Here is a 19,356-nt window from a genome sequence, read left to right on the forward strand (position 1 = left end):
AGGAACAGATCACATGACCGGGCCCTGTGGCCCCGGCACCGAAGGCCTTGAGCTCTCGTCGGGAACGTCGTAGTAGTCGGAGATCTTTGATGCGCTGACCTGGGTGGCGACCCACTCGTCGTCCTTCTTCTTCGACGCCTTGGTGTAGTCGAGATGATTGGAGATGTGTGCGCAGGCATCGACGAGCGCTCCCACCTGTTTCGCCCACGCCGTGGATGCGGAAGTCAGCGCCTTGCCCATCTCGAACCCGTCCGACGTCAGACTCGTGCCCGCGGCCTTGCTTGTGGTCCGGGCGTGCTTGCCGTCAGCTTTCAGGTTGCTGTGCAGCCGGTACGCGAAATGGCCGATTTTCCCCAGTTCGTCGTCGTGGACGACGAGATCCGCGCCGGTGGGCGACGCGTCCGGATCCCTCGTCGGCGCACCGTTGAGCTGCATTCGTGTGGCGGCCTCCGCCTTGAGACCGGCCCACTCCTCTTCGAAAGACATGTCCCCCCCCAGCGATCGTGGTGACGAATGCGACAGTCGTACAGAGTTCGATTATTGACGATCTCTTAGCGGCACTACACGGTGGGGTCAGGACAGTCACGCCGCCTGAGTGCTGCCGGACGTCTGCGGGCTTGGGCGCGCCAGGCGGGGTAAACAAGAAGGCGGACGCCCGTACGGCGGCCGAGCGGCGCCAGACACAAGGCGGTGGCGCGGGCCCTCGACCCGCTCCCTTGACCGCACCATCTCTGTCTCCGTCGTCTTCACCGGCGGTGTGCGCAGCCGCTCCAGGTGATCAGCCCCGCCCGGCGGGCGTCACTCAGCTCCACGCCGAGGGCCACGACATCAGGGAAGAGGACGTCGCCCACCTCTCCCCACTGAAGGACCGCCAGATCAACTTTCTGGCCGCTACCTGTTCGAGATCAAGGCCGGCGGACCCGGTCAGGGACTGAGCACTTCCCGGTGCCCGGATCCCGTCGAGGACGACGAGGGGAACGACTGAACCAGCCCGCGACGTGCGGTGGATAGGTGGCACGTACCAGCCGAGCTGTCAGAACGGTGGTTCGGTCGGCGTCCCGCTCAGGAGTGCACCTGGCGCGTAGCTCCGAAGTACTACGGGTAGGGGCGGCCCCGGCCCGCTACGGCCGGCGGCGGGGCTTTCCGCGCTTGGCGCCGCCCTTGGGGTTCTTCGCGCCGCCCGAACCGCCGGAGCCGCCCCGGGACGTCTTGCCCGCCGCGGGCTTGCGCGGGGCACCGCTCTTCCCGTCGGTGCGCTTCGCCTTGGGCTGCGGCGGCGTCGGCGGACGGCCGCGGGTGCTGTTGACCGTCCGCCCGCGGACGATCCCGATGAACTCCTCCACCAGGTCGGTGGTCTCCTCCTCCGGCCACGACAGGGCGATCCGCGACTCGGGGACGCCGGTCAGCGGGCGGTAGGTGAGGTCCTTGCGGTGGTACAGGCGGGCCAGCGACTGCGGGACGACGAGCAGCCCCACCCCTGCCGCCACCAGTTCGACGGCGTCCTCGGTCGTCGCGGGCCGCTCGAAGGCGGGACGGCCCGGCGGACGTTCCCAATCGAGGGTGTCGTCGAGGGGATGCAGCACGATCTCGTCGGCGAGATCCTCCACCGACATCTCCTCGACGGCGACCGCGGCGTGGTCCTTGGGGATCACGACGACCGTCGTCTCCGTGTAGAGAGGGATCGCGCTGAGGTCCGTGCGGTCGACGGGCAGCCGTACGAAACCGGCGTCCGCACCACCGTCGCGCAGCAGAGCGGCCGCGTCGGCCGCGGGTACGCCGACGAGGGTCAGCGGGGTGCCGGGCAGCCGCTCGTTCCAGATCCGCACCCACTTGGTCGGGGTCACGCCCGGGACGTAGGCGAGCCGGAACGCAGGGGGTACTTCCGAGCCTGTCACCCCGCCAGGTTACCGGCCGTGGTCGGAGGCGCCGCACATGCTCGATACCCTGGACACCATGACGTCGCACCAGACCACCCAGACGATGAAGCCCGCCACCGCGGCGAAGAAGCTGGGTGTGTACCTCGAAGCCACCCCCGCCGAGTTCCAGGAGGGCGTCGTCTCGCGCGCCGAGCTGAACGCGCTGCAGACCGACCCGCCCGAGTGGCTGCAGGAGCTGCGCCGCAACGGCCCGCACCCCCGGCCGGTGGTCGCCTCGAAGCTGGGCGTCTCCATCGCCGGTCTCGCGCGCGGCGGTGTCACGGATGCCCTCACCACCGAGCAGATCGACGCCCTGAAGCAGGACGCCCCCGAGTGGCTGCAGAAGGAGCGTGCCACCCAGGCCGAGGTCCGCAAGGAAGCGGTGCGCATCAAGGAGCGCGACGCGGCCCGGGCCGCCGAGCGGACCGACCGCGACTGACGTGCCCGCCGGCGACGGCCGGTTCGCAGTGGCAGCGGGGGCGGCCCCGGGCGGTGGAGGCGCTTTTGGCCACCGGCGCCGATCCGGGCACACCCGGCGAGGACGGACCGCCGGTGCTCTGCGCGGCCGTCGCCTCGTACGGCGTACCCGTGGCAGCGGCCCTGGGGGCCGCGGGAGCCACTCCGTACCGCCGCAGGTTGCCCGACGGGGCCCACGACGCTGCTGAGGGCGATCGGCTCCGGCTGCGTTCGCCGGGGCCTGGCCGCACGAGCGGCGGGCGCTGGAGATCTTCCTTCCCGGGCCTCCGGGGAGAAGGACCCGGTGGTGCTCGGACGGAACCGGGCGGGCGACCGGTGACGGCCGCTCTATTCGCCCGTGTAGAACGCGATCGTCGCCACCGTCGTAGCGGTCACGGTCTCCGGGTCCGCGCCGGAAGCGGCGAACGCGCGTCCCCACTCCTCTCCCGAGCGTGCCACGAAGGCCTTCGCCTCGGGGGAGGTCTGCCACTCCACGGCGTCCCCCGGGCTGATCCCGCCGCCCGTCAGGTGCCAGCCGAGCCCCAGCAGCGCCAGGTCCCAGCCGATTCCGACCGCGCCCGGACCGTACTGGCTCCGGAACTCCTCCGGAACCACGGACACGTGCTCGAGCTCGAACACCGTCCCGCCGGTGGCCTCCGGTGCGAGCCGCACCTCGACCTCGCTGAAGCCGGGGTCGGGCCCGGCCAGCCAGGACACACGGAGCCGCTCCGCGGGCACGCACTCCAGGATCTCGCCCCCGGCGTTCCCCTCCAGCTGGTAATTCCCGCCGGCCCGGAAGTCGCCGGTCACCGGGAGGAACCACCGGGCGATCCGTTCCGGCGAGGTCACCGCGCTCCAGACCTCGGCGGCACCGGCGTCGAAGGTGCGACGCAACAGCACCGTGCCGGCGTCCTCGGTCGCCACCCGGCGCGTGCCGACCTCCCGGTGCACCCGGCCGATCTCCTCGATGATCTCGCTCATGCCCGCTCATCCCACTTCCGCGTGTCCGCGCTCGCGCCGCATTTCGTCGGCCCTCCAGGCCATGTAACCGAATATCCGCCGCACCCGCCTGTGCGGGCGCCGCGCGACTCAACCCTTGACGGCCTCCGCGATCCGCCGGGCGGCCTGGTCGGGCGTGAGGTGTGTGGTGTCGACGACCTCTGCCTCGGCGTGCAGCCACGTGCGGACCGCCTCGGCGTAGGGCTCGAGGTGGGCGCGGCGGAAGGCGGAGGGACCGAGGACGGTGTCCCCCTCGATGCGCCCGCGGAGGGTGTCCTGGTCGGCGTGGAGGACGAAGTGCCTGACCGGAATGTCGTGGTGCGCGAGGCCAGCGCTGATCTCGCGCCAGTACTGCTCGACCAGGACGGTCATGGGCATCACCAGAGTGCCGCCGGTGAAGCCGAGGATGTGGCGGGCGGTCTCGACCACGAGCGGCCGCCAAGGCGCCCAGTCCTGGAAATTGCCCGTCCAGGGCAGCCCCGGCTTGACGTCCATGAGCGTCTCGCCGACCTTCTCGGCGTCGAACACCCGTGAATCCGGGATCAGCTGCTGCACGAGTGCACCGGTGGTCGTCTTGCCTGCGCCGTGCGTGCCGTTGAGCCATACGATCATGGGGCCCCACGCTAGCGCCGTGTCCGCCGGACCGCCATGAATCCCTCCCCGCCCCGCCCACGCCCGGCACGGGACTCCCGGCGACCGGCCATTGCCCGGCCGCGGGCCCCTGCACATACTGAGCCGGACCGATTCCGTACGGGGGACTCTTCATGACCGAGAGCATCAGCTCGCACTCCGGCACGACCGTCGCGGCAAACCGGGACGGGGAACCGATGGTGCGGGTGGAGAACCTGCACCGTTCCTACGGTTCCGGGGCCGCCGCCGTCCACGCGCTGCGCGGCGTCTCCTTGGACGTCCCGCACGGTGAACTGGTCGCCCTCAAGGGCAGATCGGGCTCCGGGAAGACGACACTGCTCAACCTGGTCGGCGGGCTCGACTCCCCCGACGAGGGCCGCGTCACCGTCGGCGGCACCGATCTGGCCGGCCTCGGCGAGGACGGCCTGCTGGAGCTGCGTCGCGACCGGATCGGCTTCATCTTCCAGTCCTTCGGTCTGATCCCGATCCTGACGGCCGCGGAGAACGTCGGCGTGCCGATGCGCCTGCGCAGAACCGACCCGAAGGAGCGCGAGAAGCGGGTCGAGCTGCTCCTCGCCATGGTCGGACTCGCCGACCACGCGGCGCAACGGCCGGGTGAGCTCTCCGGCGGCCAGCAGCAGCGTGTCGCCATAGCCCGCGCGCTCGCCAACCGGCCCGCCCTGCTGATCGCCGACGAACCGACGGGCCAGCTGGACGCGGAGACCGGGCTCGCGGTGATGGAGCTCCTGCGCGCCGTGGTGCGGGGCGAGGGTGTGACAGCACTGGTCGCCACACACGACGCCCAGCTGCTGGACCTGGCCGACCGGGTTCTCGAACTCAATGACGGTCGCATCGTCGAACAGGTCTGACCCACCGGCCAAAGGGCCGCATTCCGGTGTTGGCGTGCCGGATTCCGGTCACGATCCGATCAAGTCCTCTGTGAGAACGGTGTTTCCGTGCGCCGCCTCTGAAAGCATCCGTGCCGAAAGGCTTTCAGGGGGACGTACACACAGGGTGCTTCGGGGGGAGACCGGTGACGGGCTTCGTGTTCCTCCGTGCGCGCGGGCACCGGTTGCTGCTCACGGCCGCACTGCTCGCCGTCCTGCTGACCACCGCCGTACTGACCACCCTCGCCGCCTTCGCGGGCTCCGTGGGGGACGCCGCGCTGCGCCACGCTCTGCAGACACGGGACGCGGCTGCCGCCTCGCTGGTCATCACCGCGGAAGGTCCCGGCGCGGACCGTGCCGGGGCACTGCGGGCCGCCAGGCGCGGTGCTGAGCAGTCCTTCGACGGACTGCCGGTGACTCTGCGGCAGTTCGACCACTCGGGTCCGTACGCGCTGCCGCGCGGTCTGCAGCCACCGGCAGCCCGCAAGGGCGTTCCGGACCTCACCGAGTTCGCCGTGGCGGACCGTTCACGCGTCCGCCTGTCGAAGGGCGGCTGGCCCGCGGCAGGACCGGACGACGTGATCGGGGTCGCCGTTCCCGAGGCCGCCGCGAAACAGCTGAAGCTCGTCCCGGGTCCGCGGGTGCTGACTCTCACCGACCGGCTCGGCGGACCCGCGGTGCGGATACGCGTCACCGGCACCTACCGGCCCGTCGACCGGAACGATCCGTACTGGCAGTTGGACGAGCTGGGCGGGCGCGGTGTGCGCAAGGACTCGTTCACGACGTACGGGCCGCTGCTCACCGACACCGCGGCCCTCGGGTCCGGCCGTATCACCCAGGACGGCCCGTCGTGGCTGGCGACCGCCGACTTCAGCTCGTTCGGCGCCGACCGGATCGAGCCTCTGCGCACGGCCGCGAAGAACAGCCAGAAATTCCTCGCCGCGCAGCCCGGGCTGAAGGGCGGCGTCATGGCCCGCACCTCGCTGCCCGATGTCCTCGGCCAGTTGGAGCGGGCGCTGCTGGTGTCCGGAGCGACGCTGCTGATCGTCTCGTTGCAACTGGTGCTGCTCGCGGCGTACGCGCTGCTGCTGGTGGCCCGGCTGCTGAGCACGGAACGCGCGCGCGAGACCCGGGTGCTGCTGGCCCGCGGCGCCTCGCGTGGCCGTCTCGCCGCGCTCTCCGCCACGGAGGCGCTGCTGCTCGCGTTGCCTGCCGCCGTGTGCGCACCGCTGCTCGCCGGTCCGCTCACCCGGCTGCTGGCCGGGCAGGGACCGCTGGCCAGGATCGGGCTGCACATCGACACCGGTCCGACCGCGGAGGTCTGGCTGGTCGGCGCGGCGGCGGCGCTGGCCTGCGCCGCCGCCGTGGCGGCCCCGGCGCTCACCGCGGGCACGGCGGCACGCGGCCGCGCCCGTGCGCTGCCCGCCCCGCTGCGGGCCGGCGCCGATGTCGGACTCCTCGTCGTCGCCGCGGTCGCGTACTGGCAGCTGGACCGGCGCACTTCGGGCAGCGGTGCGCTCAGCGGTGACCGCGAAGGTCAGCTGGGCATCGATCCGCTGCTCGTCGTGGCGCCCGCGCTGGCGCTGCTGGCCGGGACCGTACTCACCCTGCGGCTGCTGCCGCCGGCCGCGAAGCTCGCCGAGAGGCGCGCGTCCGCCGGCCGGGGTCTGAGCGCCTCGCTCGTCGGCTGGCAGCTCAGCCGCAGACCTCTGCGCGGCGCGGGCCCGGTGCTGCTGCTGGTGCTCGCGGTCGCGATGGGCGTGCTGGCGATCGGCCAGGGCGCGTCCTGGGACCACTCGCAGGACGACCAGGCGGACTTCCACGCCGGTGCCCCGGTACGCGTACTGGGCAGCGGCACCGTCCAGTTCGGACAGGGCGGGGTGTACGACGGGATGCCGGACGTACGGGCAGCGGTACCGGCCGGCCGTACCGGTCTCGGTCTCTCGGGCGGACGCCAGGCCACCGTGCTGGCGCTCGACACCGAACTCGCCGGCACGGAACTGCGGCTGAGGGACGATCTGGCGGACGCCGGCCCCGAGGGGCTGCTGGAGGCCCTGCACCCACGCAGGACCGCACGCACCGGGGTTCTGCTGCCCGACGACACCGCGCGTCTTGTTCTCGACCTCACCCTCCGCGCCGCCGAGGACGGCCCGCACGACGAAGCGGGCACGATCATCACCCTGACGGTCGAGGACCGCTACGGAGTGCCCTACCGGCTGGAGTTGGACACACTCAAGCCGGACGGCAAGCCGCATGCAACAACTGTGGACCTCGCCCGGGCGGCCGACGCCCCTGCGGGGAGGCCGGCGGGTCCTCTCGCGCTGACCGCGCTGGAATTCGACGAGGTGGGCCACCCGGACCGGATCGCGTCCAAGCGGCTCACGATAGGCGGGATGCGCTCGATCACCGCCGATGGCGCCACCCGGGTGGTCACCGCGGCGGAGGGGCTGGTCTGGGAGGCGGAGGCAACGGTGAGCCCCGAGCCCAACCCGTCCTTGAACGAGCGTCCGCCCGCGATCATCACCGTGGACTCGTCGGTCCGGACGCCGCTCGACCTCTCGTACCACACGGGAAGAGCGCTCGACGACGAGTGGGGTGCCGAGCGCACGGTCGGTGTCCGGGCCGTGGTCCGTCGTGCCGAAGCCGCCGTGCCGGCCGCGCTGGCCACCGATCGGTTCCTCGAGTCCAGCGCGGCGAAGCCCGGATCGGTGATCGAGATCCCGATGCCCGGCGGACCCGTCAAGGTGAAGATCGCGGGAGTTCTCCGTGGCATCCCGACCACCGGGCCCGGTGCGGGCGGCCCCGATGCGGCCGCCGACCCCGCGACCGACGGCGGCGCGCTGCTGCTCGATCTGCGGGCCGTCAACCGGGTGCTCGCCGCCCGTCCCGACTCGGCGTTCCCGCCCACCGAATGGTGGCTGTTCACCGAGCCCGGCACGGCGGACCGGGTCGCGGCCACCCTGCGGGACAGGGCCGAGATCGACCCGAGCCAGATCCAGGTGCGTGACGAGATCGCCCAGGACCTGCACGACGATCCGCTCGGCGCGGGCCCGCAGTCGGTGCTGCTCGCGGTGGCTCTCGTCGCCGCGGCGCTGGCCGCGGTCGGCTTCGCGGTGGGCACGGTGGGAGCCCTGCGGGAACGCTCGGCGGAGTTCGCGGTGCTCCGGGCGCTCGGTGCCCCGCGGCGCCGGCCGGCCCGGCTGCTTGCCGCCGAGCAGTCGCTGCTGATCGGGCTGGCGCTGCTGATCGGGATCGCCCTCGGCGCGGTGCTCACCCGTGCCGTCGTACCGCTGATCGTGCTGACCGGACAGGCAACACAGCCCGTTCCAAGCGTGCTGGTAGAGCTGCCGGCCGGCCGTGTCGCCCTGCTGGTCGCCGGAGTCGCCGCCGCGCCCCTCCTCATCGTGGCGGCGCTGGCACTGCGCCGCGGCGATCCCGCGACGGCGCTGCGCGTCCAGGGAGGAGAGTGACATGAAGGCCGCCGCCCCCTGGGTCCGCACCCGGCTTCGCACAGCGCCCGGGTCCGCCGTCGCGCTGTCGCTGCTCGTCCTGGTCACCTCGTTCCTCGCCGCGGCCTTCCCGCGCGCGGTGGACACGTACGAGGGCCAGGGCCTGCGCCATGAGATCAGCAGCGCCTCGCCGGAGCGAAGCGCCATCCAGCTGACCGACCAGCCGATGCAGCACGAGGACAGCGGCCCGCGCGACTGGGCCGATTCTCTGCAGTCCCGTCAGCTGACCGAGCACCACCGCGAGATCCTGGCCGCCCTGCCGAAACCGCTGCGCGCCGACACCGGACAGTCCGCCTACGGAGCACGCATCCTCAAGCCGGTGGCGGCCACCGACGAATGGCTGCCCCGACTGGACGGCGGGGAAACGGTGTTCACGCTCGTCGCCCAGGCCGGAATCGCCGAGCACTCCACACTCGCTTCGGGGCGGCTGCCCGGAGCCCCCGCGGGCTCCGCCATCCCGGACGCCGATGCCGTGGAGGCCGCGGTCACCTCGGCCACTGCCAAGTCCCTGCACATAAAGGTCGGTTCGACCATTCATGTGCCGCGCCCCGACGGCGCGGCCCTCGCCGTGCGCGTCACCGGCGTCGTCGAACCTCTCCGGCCGACGCTGAGCTACTGGTCCGTCGAACCCGTCCTGCGTACACCGACGCGGCTCTACACGGCGCAGACCATTCCTCAGCCGTACTGGCACGGCGCACTGCTGCTGGCACCCGAAGCGGCACCGGCTCTGCTGTCGGTGGCCGCGGAGACCGAGGCATACTGGCGCATCGCTCCCGACCCGGCCGGGGTCGGCATCGCTGATCTGCCCCGAATCACGCAAGCGATCGCCTCCCTCGAACACGGCCCGCTGCAGAGCACGTTGCGCACCGCGGTCTCGCCCCAGCTGCAGACGGAGTCCGGCCTGGACGGCGTCCTCGTCGACTTCGACGTCATCCTCTCCGCCATCGGCCCGGTGGTCGCGGTCGCGGCCTTCGGTGTCGGCAGCGTCGCCGGTGTCGTCCTGCTGATGGCCGGCGGTCTGGCCGCCGCGCGGAGGCACGCCGAGCTGTCCCTGCTGCGCTCGCGCGGCGGATCGGTCCGCGGCACAGCGGGGAGACTGCTCGCCGAGGTCGCCGTTCCCGTTCTGCCCGCCGCGGCCGTCGGCTGCGCTCTCGCGCTCGTCGTCGTTCCCGAGGGCCGGATGCCGCCGTCGCTGCTCGCCTCGGCGGCGGTCGCACTGGTCGCCTGTGCCGCACTGCCGCTGAGGGTCGTGTTCCTGCACCGGCGGCCCCGGCTGCACGGAGAACGGGACGACGTCGTACGGGCCAGACCGTCGCGCCGCCGGACCGTGGCCGAACTGACGCTGCTGGTGCTGACCGTGGCAGCGGTCGCCGCACTGCGCCGCCGGGGTACCTCGGACGGCGACGTGGACGAACTGGTCAGCGCCGCACCGGTACTAGTCAGTGTGATCGCCGCACTGGTGCTCGTACGGCTGTATCCGCTGCCACTGCGGCTCGCGGCGCTGCCGGTCGTACGACGGCGCGGTGCGATCGGCTTCCTGTCACTGGCCCGTGCCGGCCGTTCTCCCGCCGCCACCGCGCTTCCGCTGCTGGCGCTGCTCGTCGCCCTGACGACCGCGGCGTTCGGCGGCTCGGTACTCGCCGGTGTCGCCGACGCCCGGGACCGGGCGTCCCTGGCCGCGGTGGGCGCCGATGCCCGGATCGATTCGGCCGGGGCGCTGCCGGACACGCTGGCCGGGAAGATACGGAAGGTGGCCGGGGTGCGCGATGTCGTGCCCGTCCGGAGCGAGTACGACCTGGACCTGCGGGACGCCCGCACCGAGAGCGTCACGCTGCTCGCCGTCGACCCCGACTCGTATGCGCGTCTCGCCCGCAGCACCGGCCTCGGCGCCTTCCGGGCCGACGAACTGCGGAAGTCCTCCGGAGTGCTGCCCGCGCTCGCCTCCCCGGCCGTCGCCGAGCGGCTGCGTGGCCGGACGAACGCGATCGGGCCGGCGGGCGGCCTCTTCACGGTCCGCGTCGACGTCGTGCGCAGCGCCACCCCTGCCGTGGCCGAAGGCGACTTCCTGGTGGTCGACGCTGGAGGCCTGCCGGGCAGCCACCGCGCCACCACACTGCTGATCTCCGGCCCTTCGGTCGCCGGCGCCGGTCTCGAGGCAGCCACCCGCACGGCGGGCTCCGCCACCGTGACGCTGCGTTCCGCCGAACGGGACGGCTTCACGGAGTCGCCCGTGCAGAGCGGCGCCGAACGGATCTACGTGGTGGCCGCGGTGGCAGGCGCCGGATACGCCGTCCTCGCGCTGTTGCTCTCACTGCTCCGGACCGCCCCCGAGCGGTCCGCGCTGCTGAGCCGGCTGCGCACGATGGGTCTGACCCGCCGCCAGGGGCGCCGCCTGCTGATCCTGGAGAACCTTCCGCAGGCGCTGCTGGCCGCCGTGGGTGGTGCCCTGGTCGGCTGGACGGCGATCCGGCTGCTCGCTCCCGGAATCGATCTCGGCCACCTCGCACTGGCCACGCAGGGAGGATCCACCTCGCTCGGCCCCGTACAGCTGCGTGCCGACCCGGTGAGTCTGCTGCTGCCTTCGCTTGCCGTGGTGGTGATCGCGTCGGCGGTGGCCGCGGCACAGGCCCGGGTGGCCACCCGGCGTACGGCAACGACCGAACTCAGGGCAGGAGACATGCGATGACCGAGTCCTCCACGACCGAGCCGTCCGCGGGGATCACCCTCGGCGAGCTGGAGCGCCGGGCCGCTGCCCGGCGCGACCGGCCCGAGTACGGCCACGACGCGCTGATCAGCTGCGACCGTCTGGTCCGCATCTTCTCGGCGGACGGAGTCGAGGTGCAAGCGCTGCAGGGGCTCGATCTGCTGGTCCGCGAGGGTGAGCTGATGGCCCTGGTCGGAGCGTCGGGCAGCGGCAAGTCGACCCTGATGAACATCCTGGCGGGCCTGGACGAACCGACGGCCGGCGCCGCGAAGGTGGCCGGCTGCGATCTGCTGACCATGGGAGCGAAGGACCGGCTGCGCTACCGGCGCGAGGTGGTGGGCTTCGTCTGGCAGCAGACGGCGCGCAACCTGCTGCCGTATCTGAGCGCAGTGCAGAACGTGACGCTGCCCATGCAGCTGCGCGGCCGTACGAAGAAGAAGGCCGAGCGGGCCGAGTCGCTGCTCTCCCTGCTGGACGTCGCCGACTGCCGCGACCGCCGCCCCGACCAGATGTCCGGCGGTCAGCAGCAGCGCGTGGCCATCGCGGTGGCGCTGGCCAACGAGCCGTCGGTGCTGCTCGCCGACGAGCCGACGGGCGAGCTGGACTCCCGGACGGCGGAGCAGGTCTTCGCCGCGCTGCGTACGGCGAACGAGGAACTCGGCACGACGACCCTCATCGTCACCCACGACCAGTCGGTGGCCGACGAGGTCCGCCGCACGGTGGCCATCCGCGACGGCCGCACCTCCACGGAAACCCTGAAGCGTACGGAGATCGACGCGGCGACGGGCCAGGAATCGGTGGTGGCCAGGGAGTACGCGATGCTGGACCGCGCGGGCCGCCTCCAGCTGCCCGCGGAGTACACCGACGCCCTGGGCATGCGTGAACGGGTGATGCTGGAGCTGGAACCCGACCACATCGGTATCTGGCCGGACGACGGGACAGGGCGCCCGCCTCCGCGTTCCGGCTGAGCGGCAGCAGACGCCGGCCCGGCCGGAGCAAGCGGGTTCCTCTCGGCTGCCGGGAGTGACGAGCGGTGAATGCCGTGCCGCGCTCAGCGGACGGCGGCAGCGTCACGGCGGTCAGGCCGGCGGGCGACGAATACCCACTCCTTGCCCGGGCGGTCGGGTGCGTCCCGGACCTCCTCCAGCACGAATCCCTGCGCGACCAGGTCCGTCCCGATCTCCCGGCGCTCCCGGAATCGCAGGGTCGAATCGGACGTGAACCGCTGCCCGTCCGCGGCGAACACGTAGGTCCAGCGAAAGGTCACCAGGGGCCCGTCCACCTCGACCAACTCGACCCAGCTCTCGACCGCGCCGACGCCCTGGATCTCCGTGACCCTGTGCGACGCGGCGCGGTTCCACGTCTCCCAGGCCCGCCCGGCCGGGTCGCGGGTCTCGAACACCAGCCGCCCGCCGGGTCGCAGGGCGTCGTGAGCCCCCTGGAGCGTTTGCCGCCACGTACGCGGAGCGGCGATCTCCTGGGCGACGTTCGCCGTCATGGTGACCAGGTCGACCCGCATGGGCGGAAGAGCTGTCGCGTCCCCGCAGATCCAGCGGACCCGGTCACTGCCCGGCTTGCCGCGGGCCACCTCGATGGAGGCCCGGGCGGGATCGACGCCGACGACCTCGATCCCGCGATCGGCCAGGAGGAGTGCGAAGACGCCGGTGCCACAGCCGATGTCCAGAACGCGCCTCGCGTCGAGACGCCGGGCGATGTCCAGGTAGGCGTCGAGGTCGCTGCGGTCCGGATCGAGCGGGTCGTAGATCGCTGCCAGTCGCGGATGCTCGAAGATCTCGTCAGCCATGCGTTCGAAGGTATAGCTGATCGGCAGCCCGACGCTACCCCTAAACACTTTTGCATAAAAGTGCAGGCTTGCGTATAGTCATGCCATCGATGAGGAGGAATTCCGATGGTGGTACGTGCGGCAGTGGCTGGGGCGAGCGGATACGCCGGCGGGGAACTGCTCCGCCTGCTCCTCACCCACCCACAGGTCGAGATCGGGGCCCTCACCGCCCACTCCAACGCAGGGGAGCGGCTCGGCGCTCTGCAGCCGCACCTGAGGCCGCTCGCGGACCGCGTCCTCCGGCCGACCACGGCCGAGGTGCTCAGTGGACACGACGTCGTCTTCCTGGCCCTCCCGCACGGCCAGTCCGCCGCGGTGGCCGAACAGCTCGGTGACGAGGTGCTCGTGGTCGACATGGGTGCCGACTTCCGGCTCGAAGACCCCGCCGACTGGGAGAAGTTCTACGGATCGCCGCACGCCGGCACGTGGCCCTACGGCCTGCCCGAACTGCCCGGGGCCCGCGCCGCACTGGCGGGGACCAAGCGCATCGCCGTCCCCGGCTGCTACCCGACGGCCGTCTCCCTCGCTCTCTTCCCGGCGTACGAGGCCGGCCTCGCCGAGCCCGAGGCCGTGGTCGTCGCGGCATCCGGAACCTCCGGCGCGGGCAAGGCGGCTAAGCCGCACCTGCTCGGCTCCGAGGTGATGGGCAACATGACCCCGTACGGCGTCGGCGGCGTCCACCGGCACACCCCCGAGATGATCCAGAACCTCGGCGCCGCGGCGGGCGAGCCGGTCACCGTGTCCTTCACACCGACCCTCGCGCCCATGCCGCGGGGCATCCTCGCCACGTGCAGCGCCAAGGCGAAGCCCGGGGTGAGCGCCGAGTCGCTGCGCGCGGCGTACGAGAAGGCCTTCGCCGACGAGCCGTTCGTCGACCTGCTGCCCGAGGGGCAGTGGCCGGCCACCGCGGCCGTGTACGGATCGAACGCGGCGCAGATCCAGGTCGCGCACGACGAGGCGGCCGGCCGGATCATCGTGATCAGCGCCATCGACAACCTTGCGAAGGGCACCGCCGGAGGCGCCCTGCAGAGCATGAACATCGCTCTCGGGATTCCCGAGGACACAGGTCTTTCCACGATCGGCGTCGCACCGTGAGCGACGCCCATGCGGCCGTCGGGCCGCGGGCCATGAGGAATGCCGTGCGGCTCTGCCGTGCGTGCGGAGAAACGAACGAGGAGATGCAGTGAGCGTCACGGCAGCCAAGGGATTCACGGCGGCGGGCATCGCCGCCGGAATCAAGGAGAGCGGCGGACCGGACCTGGCCCTCGTGGTCAACAACGGCCCCCGCCGCGCCGCCGCGGGCGTCTTCACCTCCAACCGCGTCAAGGCCGCCCCCGTCCTCTGGTCGGAACAGGTCCTCAGGGGCGGCGAAGTGACCGCCGTCGTCCTCAACTCCGGTGGTGCCAACGCCTGTACGGGCCCCCAGGGCTTCCAGGACACCCACGCCACCGCGGAGAAGGCCGCCGAGGTCCTCGGTGGCCACAGCGCGGGCGAGATCGCGGTCGCGTCGACCGGGCTCATCGGCCTGACACTCCCGATGGACAAACTGCTGCCCGGTATCGGGACGGCGGCCGCCGCCCTCAGCGATCACGGTGGCGAGAAGGCCGCCATCGCCATCAAGACCACGGACACGGTCCACAAGACCGCCGTCGCGGGCGGCGAGGGCTGGACCGTCGGCGGCATGGCCAAGGGCGCGGGGATGCTCGCCCCCGGACTCGCCACCATGCTGGTCGTCCTCACCACCGACGCCGACGTCGAAGCGTCCGCGCTCGACACGTCGCTGCGCGCCGCCACCCGCACCACCTTCGACCGGGTCGACTCCGACGGCTGCATGTCGACCAACGACACCGTGCTGCTGCTCGCCTCCGGGGCGAGCGGAGTCACCCCCGAGGGGGCCGAGTTCGACCAGGCCGTGCAGAGTGTCTGCGCCGACCTGGCCCGGCAGTTGATCGGCGACGCCGAGGGCGCCTCCAAGGACATCCGGATCGAGGTGGTCAACGCGGCCACCGAGGACGACGCGGTCGAGGTGGGCCGCAGCATCGCCCGTAACAACCTCCTCAAGTGCGCCATCCACGGCGAGGACCCCAACTGGGGCCGCGTCCTCTCCGCGATCGGCACCACGAAGGCCGCCTTCGAGCCCGACCGGCTGAACGTCGCGATCAACGACGTCTGGGTGTGCAGGAACGGCAGCGTCGGCGAGGACCGCGACCTGGTCGACATGCGCTACCGGGAGGTCAGGATCACCGCGGACCTCGCGGCGGGGGACGAGTCCGCCGTCATCTGGGCCAACGACCTGACCGCCGAGTACGTCCACGAGAACAGCGCGTACAGCTCATGAGCGCCGCGAGGAAGCACACCGCGCTGCCCAAGGCGCAGATCCTCATCGAGGCACTGCCCTGGCTCACCCGGCACAACGGCAAGACCGTCGTCATCAAGTTCGGCGGCAACGCCATGATCGACGAGGATCTCAAGGCCGCCTTCGCCCAGGACGTCGTGTTCCTGCGGCACGCAGGTCTCAAGCCCGTCGTGGTGCACGGCGGCGGCCCGCAGATCAGCGCACAGCTCGACAAGCAGGGCCTGGTCAGCGAGTTCAAGGCCGGGCTGCGCGTCACCACGCCCGAGGCCATGGACGTCGTGCGCATGGTGCTGGCCGGGCAGGTCCAGCGTGAGCTCGTCGGGCTGCTGAACCAGCACGGCCCGCTCGCCGTCGGCATGACCGGCGAGGACGCCCACACGATCACCGCCACCCGGCACCGCCCCATGATCGACGGCGAGGCCGTCGACATCGGCCGGGTCGGTGAGATCACCGCCATCGACACCGGAGCGATCCAGGCACTGCTGGACGACGGCCGGATCCCGGTCATCTCCTCCATCGCGCGCTCGGCGGAGGACAACCACGTCTACAACGTCAACGCCGACACCGCGGCCGCCGCACTCGCCGCCGCGCTGAACGCCGAGACGCTGATGGTCCTCACCGACGTCGAGGGCCTCTACGAGGACTGGCCGCACAGCGACGACGTCATCAGCCGTCTCACCGCCACCGAGCTGGAGAAGCTGCTGCCCGACCTCTCCAGCGGCATGGTGCCCAAGATGCAGGGCTGCCTCCACGCCGTACGCAACGGTGTCGAGACCGCCCGTGTCATCGACGGCCGGGTCCAGCACTCGATCCTGCTGGAGATCTTCACCGACGAGGGGATCGGCACGATGGTCGTGCCCGACGCGGTCTCCGTCGCACAGCCCGACGCAGAGGGGGAGTCATGAGCAACGAGGAGTTCGCACAGCGCTGGCAGGGCGCGCTGATGGACAACTACGGAACCCCGCAGCTGCCCCTGGTGCGCGGCGCGGGCGCCCTGGTGTGGGACGCGGACGGGAACGAGTACCTCGACTTCGTCGGAGGGATCGCGGTCAACGCGCTCGGTCACGCCCATCCCGCGGTGGTCGCGGCCGTCTCCACCCAGATCGCGTCCCTCGGCCACGTCTCCAACCTCTACACCGCCGAGCCCCCCATCGCGCTCGCCGAGCGGCTGCTGCAGCTCTTCGGCCGCACGGGCAGGGTCTTCTTCTGCAACTCCGGCGCGGAGGCCAACGAAGCGGCCTTCAAGATCGGCCGGCTGACCGGGCGCACGCACATGGTGGCCACCGACGGCGGCTTCCACGGCCGGACCATGGGCAGCCTCGCCCTGACCGGCCAGCCCGGGAAGCGCGCGCCCTTCCTGCCGCTGCCCGGCGACGTCACACACGTGCCGTACGGCGATGTCGAGGCCCTCCGGGCCGCGGTGACGACCGACACGGCCCTGCTGGTCGTCGAGCCCGTCCAGGGAGAGAACGGCGTGGTCGTGCCGCCCAAGGGCTATCTGGAGGCGGCGAGGGAGATCACGCGTGCCACCGGCACGCTGCTCGTCCTGGACGAGGTGCAGACCGGGATCGGCCGCTGCGGCCACTGGTTCGAGCACCAGGCACACCAGGGCGTCGAGCCCGACGTGGTCACCCTGGCCAAGGGGCTCGGAGGCGGACTGCCGATCGGAGCCGCCGTCGCCTTCGGGGACGCGGCCGACCTCCTGAAGCCAGGTCAGCACGGCACGACGTTCGGCGGCAACCCCGTCGCCTGCGCAGCCGGCCTCGCCGTGCTGGACACCCTGGCGGCCGACGGTGCGCTGGACGAGGTGAAGCGGCTCGGTGAGCGGATCCGGGAGGGCGTCGAGGGTCTCGGGCACCCGTTGGTCTCCCACGTCCGCGGCTCGGGACTGCTGCTGGGTATCGTGCTCACCGGGCCCCTCGCACCGAAGGTGCAGCAGGCGGCCCAGGGAGCCGGACTCCTGGTGAACGCACCCGCCCCCGACGTCGTACGGCTCATGCCGCCGCTGATCATCGGTGACGCCGAGGTGGACGCGTTCCTGCGGATTCTGCCGGGCGCTCTCGACGCGGCTTACGGGGACGGACGATCCGGGGAGTGACGATCCGGAGAATGAGGCGACGACGATGACCGAGGCGCAGGAAACCGACCACGGCGGGCCGTCGGTGCCGCAGACCCGCACGGCACGCCACCGCAGGATCGTGGACATCCTGAACCGCCAGCCGGTGCGCTCCCAGAGCCAGCTGGCCAGGCTGCTGTCCGACGACGGGCTGAGCGTCACCCAGGCGACGCTCTCCCGCGACCTGGACGAGCTGGGCGCGGTGAAGATCCGCAACACCGGCGGCGAGCTGATCTACGCGGTGCCGAGCGAGGGCGGTTTCCGCACCCCGCAGGCGCCGCTCGGCGGGTCCGCCAAGGAGGAGCGGATGCGCAGGCTCTCGGCCGAGCTGCTCATCTCGGCGGAGGCCTCGGCCAACCTCGTGGTGCTGCGCACGCCTCCGGGCGCCGCGCAGTTCCTCGCCTCGGCCATCGACCAGGCCGAGCTCCAGGCGATCCTCGGCACGATCGCCGGGGACGACACGCTGATGCTGATCAGCCGTGACCCGAAGGGTGGCCAGGCGCTGGCCGACCACCTCCTGCGGCTCGCCCAGAACGACCGCTGAGCGGCCGTCAGTAGCGGGTGATCGCGGTCGGTCCGGACGCCGTCCCGACCGCGATGTGCGGCCGGCGGACCGGGTCGGCCCAGGCCAGGATCCGGTCCATGGCGGCCGCCGGCACGGACACGCAGCCGGCGGTCGCACCCTTCCCGTCGACGTGGAGGAAGATCCCGGCGCCCCTGCCCCGTACCGGCCGGTGGTAGTTGAAGCCGATGACGAGCGCACGGGCGTACTGGGTGGGGTAGCCGACGAGGTGTTCGGCCTCCTCCGCGCGGCAGTCCTCGGGCCGCGGGTCCACCCAGCGGTTGTAGGACCGGGACGCGTTGTCCTGGCACCACCACGAGCTCTCGGCGACCCGGCGGTACGGGTACCGGGTCCCGGGCGGGGCGGCCCCGGTACCGAAGGCGTACGGCAGGTCGTACAGACCGGTGGGCGTGGTGTTCGTGCCCTGGGTACGGGTGGCGCCGTCGGCCAGGCCGTTCGCCCCGAAACGGCCGGGCGCCGAACCGGCCGCCACCCAGCCGCGCCCGCGCCGGTCCCACCAGGTGACCGTGCCCGTCGTGGAGTCGGTGCCGGCGGCCTCGGCGGTGATCAGCTGCGTACCCCCGCCCGTGTCCGCCAGCCGCTCCGGCAGGGGCGGTGGCCCGGCGGGGAGCGCCGCGAGCGAGCCGGCCAGGGCCAGGAGGACCGACGCGGTCACCACGAGTCTGCGCATGCTCCGGACCGTACGGCTCATGGCGGCCCGGCCCCACCGCGCCTGCTCCGTACGGCTCAGTGACTCACCCCGCGGCGGGCGCGGGCATCACGGGCAGCGGCAGGGGGAGTCCCGGCAGTCCGTCGATGCTGGTGGCGATGTCCTGCTTCTTCTCGAAGTACCGGCTCAGGCTCTCGTCGTCCTCGCGCCGGAAACGGTCGGCGTGCAGGGAGCGGTCCTCGTCGTACGACATGAAGGGCACCGCGTAGCCGCAGCTGTCCCGGATGAGTTCGGCCGTCACCACGATGACCGCGCGCAGACCGTGGGGGGTCGGGTCGATCCCGGGGAAATGGGCGAGCAGGGCGGGGAAGCGTGGGTCGTCACGGAAGACCGGCTCCCCGCGCCCGTGGACGCGGACGATGTTCGGAGGGCCCTGGAAGGCGCACCACATCAGCGTGATGCGCCCGTTCTCCCGCAGGTGCGCGATGGTCTCGGCGGTACTGCCGGCGAAGTCGAGGTAAGCCACCGTCTGTTCGTCCACGACGGCGAACGACCCGCTCATGCCCTTGGGCGACAGGTTGACCGTGCCGTCGCCGTCCAGGGGCGAGGTGGCGGTGAAGAAGATGTGCTGCTCCTCGATGAAGGTGCGCAGCCGTCCCTCGATGCGATCATGCGTTTTTCCCATGGGTCGGATTATCTGCCTCCCCG

Annotated in this window: 17 protein-coding genes; 10 read left to right on the forward strand and 7 right to left on the reverse strand. The window is 72.0% G+C overall.

Annotated features, from left to right (window positions below; genetic code table 11):
* Window positions 1-9 precede the first annotated feature (9 nt).
* Both JOC24_RS20780 and JOC24_RS20785 read right to left on the reverse strand, forming a co-directional pair.
* Window positions 10-486: a hypothetical protein gene (locus tag JOC24_RS20780; RefSeq protein ID WP_205021854.1), complete on the reverse strand. Its 477-nt coding sequence runs from the start codon at window positions 484-486 to the stop codon at window positions 10-12.
* Between the two features lie 635 nt (window positions 487-1,121).
* Window positions 1,122-1,895: a LysR family substrate-binding domain-containing protein gene (locus JOC24_RS20785; protein WP_205021855.1), complete on the reverse strand. Its 774-nt coding sequence runs from the start codon at window positions 1,893-1,895 to the stop codon at window positions 1,122-1,124.
* A 58-nt stretch (window positions 1,896-1,953) separates the two neighbouring features.
* Here JOC24_RS20785 and JOC24_RS20790 point away from each other — a divergent pair, with 58 nt between their 5' ends.
* The gene (locus JOC24_RS20790) at window positions 1,954-2,355 is read left to right on the forward strand and encodes a DUF5997 family protein (RefSeq protein ID WP_205021856.1); all 402 of its coding nucleotides are present in this window, start codon (window positions 1,954-1,956) and stop codon (window positions 2,353-2,355) included.
* A gap of 365 nt (window positions 2,356-2,720) precedes the next feature.
* On the opposite strand, the gene JOC24_RS20795 is transcribed toward JOC24_RS20790, so the two are convergent.
* Together JOC24_RS20795 and JOC24_RS20800 are read right to left on the reverse strand one after the other, a co-directional pair.
* Window positions 2,721-3,353: an SRPBCC family protein gene (locus JOC24_RS20795; RefSeq protein WP_205021857.1), complete on the reverse strand. Its 633-nt coding sequence runs from the start codon at window positions 3,351-3,353 to the stop codon at window positions 2,721-2,723.
* Window positions 3,354-3,461: 108 nt separating this feature from the next.
* A complete protein-coding gene (locus JOC24_RS20800) occupies window positions 3,462-3,983 on the reverse strand; it encodes a P-loop nucleotide/nucleoside kinase family protein (RefSeq protein ID WP_205021858.1) in 522 nt (173 codons plus the stop codon).
* Window positions 3,984-4,135: 152 nt separating this feature from the next.
* Here JOC24_RS20800 and JOC24_RS20805 point away from each other — a divergent pair, with 152 nt between their 5' ends.
* The 4 genes from JOC24_RS20805 (at window position 4,136) to JOC24_RS20820 (ending at window position 12,069) form a co-directional block, all read left to right on the forward strand.
* Window positions 4,136-4,870: an ABC transporter ATP-binding protein gene (locus tag JOC24_RS20805; RefSeq protein WP_205021859.1), complete on the forward strand. Its 735-nt coding sequence runs from the start codon at window positions 4,136-4,138 to the stop codon at window positions 4,868-4,870.
* A 164-nt stretch (window positions 4,871-5,034) separates the two neighbouring features.
* Complete coding sequence (locus tag JOC24_RS20810) at window positions 5,035-8,358, forward strand: FtsX-like permease family protein (RefSeq protein ID WP_205021860.1); 3,324 nt, start codon at window positions 5,035-5,037, stop codon at window positions 8,356-8,358.
* Window position 8,359: 1 nt separating this feature from the next.
* Entirely contained in the window at window positions 8,360-11,083 is a 2,724-nt protein-coding gene (locus tag JOC24_RS20815) for an FtsX-like permease family protein (RefSeq protein WP_205021861.1), read from the forward strand.
* Window positions 11,080-12,069 carry an ABC transporter ATP-binding protein gene (locus JOC24_RS20820; protein WP_205021862.1) on the forward strand — a complete coding sequence of 330 codons (990 nt, stop codon included), beginning with the start codon at window positions 11,080-11,082 and terminating at the stop codon, window positions 12,067-12,069. Before JOC24_RS20815 ends, JOC24_RS20820 begins: the two co-directional genes overlap by 4 nt.
* Window positions 12,070-12,152: 83 nt before the next feature.
* Here JOC24_RS20820 and JOC24_RS20825 read toward each other — a convergent pair whose 3' ends face one another.
* Window positions 12,153-12,905, reverse strand: a complete 753-nt coding sequence (locus JOC24_RS20825; protein ID WP_205021863.1) for a class I SAM-dependent methyltransferase — start codon at window positions 12,903-12,905, stop codon at window positions 12,153-12,155.
* A 105-nt stretch (window positions 12,906-13,010) separates the two neighbouring features.
* Here JOC24_RS20825 and argC point away from each other — a divergent pair, with 105 nt between their 5' ends.
* The 5 genes from argC (at window position 13,011) to JOC24_RS20850 (ending at window position 17,960) form a co-directional block, all read left to right on the forward strand.
* Entirely contained in the window at window positions 13,011-14,039 is a 1,029-nt protein-coding gene (gene argC / locus JOC24_RS20830; protein WP_205021864.1) for an N-acetyl-gamma-glutamyl-phosphate reductase, read from the forward strand.
* Between the two features lie 88 nt (window positions 14,040-14,127).
* A complete protein-coding gene (gene argJ / locus JOC24_RS20835; RefSeq protein ID WP_205021865.1) occupies window positions 14,128-15,282 on the forward strand; it encodes a bifunctional glutamate N-acetyltransferase/amino-acid acetyltransferase ArgJ in 1,155 nt (384 codons plus the stop codon).
* Window positions 15,279-16,205, forward strand: a complete 927-nt coding sequence (gene argB / locus JOC24_RS20840; protein ID WP_205021866.1) for an acetylglutamate kinase — start codon at window positions 15,279-15,281, stop codon at window positions 16,203-16,205. The genes argJ and argB overlap by 4 nt, the downstream gene beginning before the upstream one ends.
* Window positions 16,202-17,398 carry an acetylornithine transaminase gene (locus JOC24_RS20845; protein ID WP_205021867.1) on the forward strand — a complete coding sequence of 399 codons (1,197 nt, stop codon included), beginning with the start codon at window positions 16,202-16,204 and terminating at the stop codon, window positions 17,396-17,398. Before argB ends, JOC24_RS20845 begins: the two co-directional genes overlap by 4 nt.
* A 25-nt stretch (window positions 17,399-17,423) precedes the next feature.
* Complete coding sequence (locus JOC24_RS20850; protein WP_205021868.1) at window positions 17,424-17,960, forward strand: arginine repressor; 537 nt, start codon at window positions 17,424-17,426, stop codon at window positions 17,958-17,960.
* Window positions 17,961-17,967: 7 nt separating this feature from the next.
* On the opposite strand, the gene JOC24_RS20855 is transcribed toward JOC24_RS20850, so the two are convergent.
* Together JOC24_RS20855 and JOC24_RS20860 are read right to left on the reverse strand one after the other, a co-directional pair.
* Window positions 17,968-18,669, reverse strand: a complete 702-nt coding sequence (locus JOC24_RS20855; RefSeq protein ID WP_205021869.1) for a L,D-transpeptidase family protein — start codon at window positions 18,667-18,669, stop codon at window positions 17,968-17,970.
* A 64-nt stretch (window positions 18,670-18,733) separates the two neighbouring features.
* Window positions 18,734-19,333, reverse strand: coding sequence for a pyridoxamine 5'-phosphate oxidase family protein (locus tag JOC24_RS20860; protein ID WP_205021870.1), 600 nt, complete (start codon window positions 19,331-19,333; stop codon window positions 18,734-18,736).
* Window positions 19,334-19,356: the final 23 nt, after the last annotated feature.

The sequence above is a fragment of the Streptomyces sp. HB132 genome, assembly GCF_016909575.1.
Classification (GTDB): Bacteria; Actinomycetota; Actinomycetes; order Streptomycetales; family Streptomycetaceae; genus Streptomyces.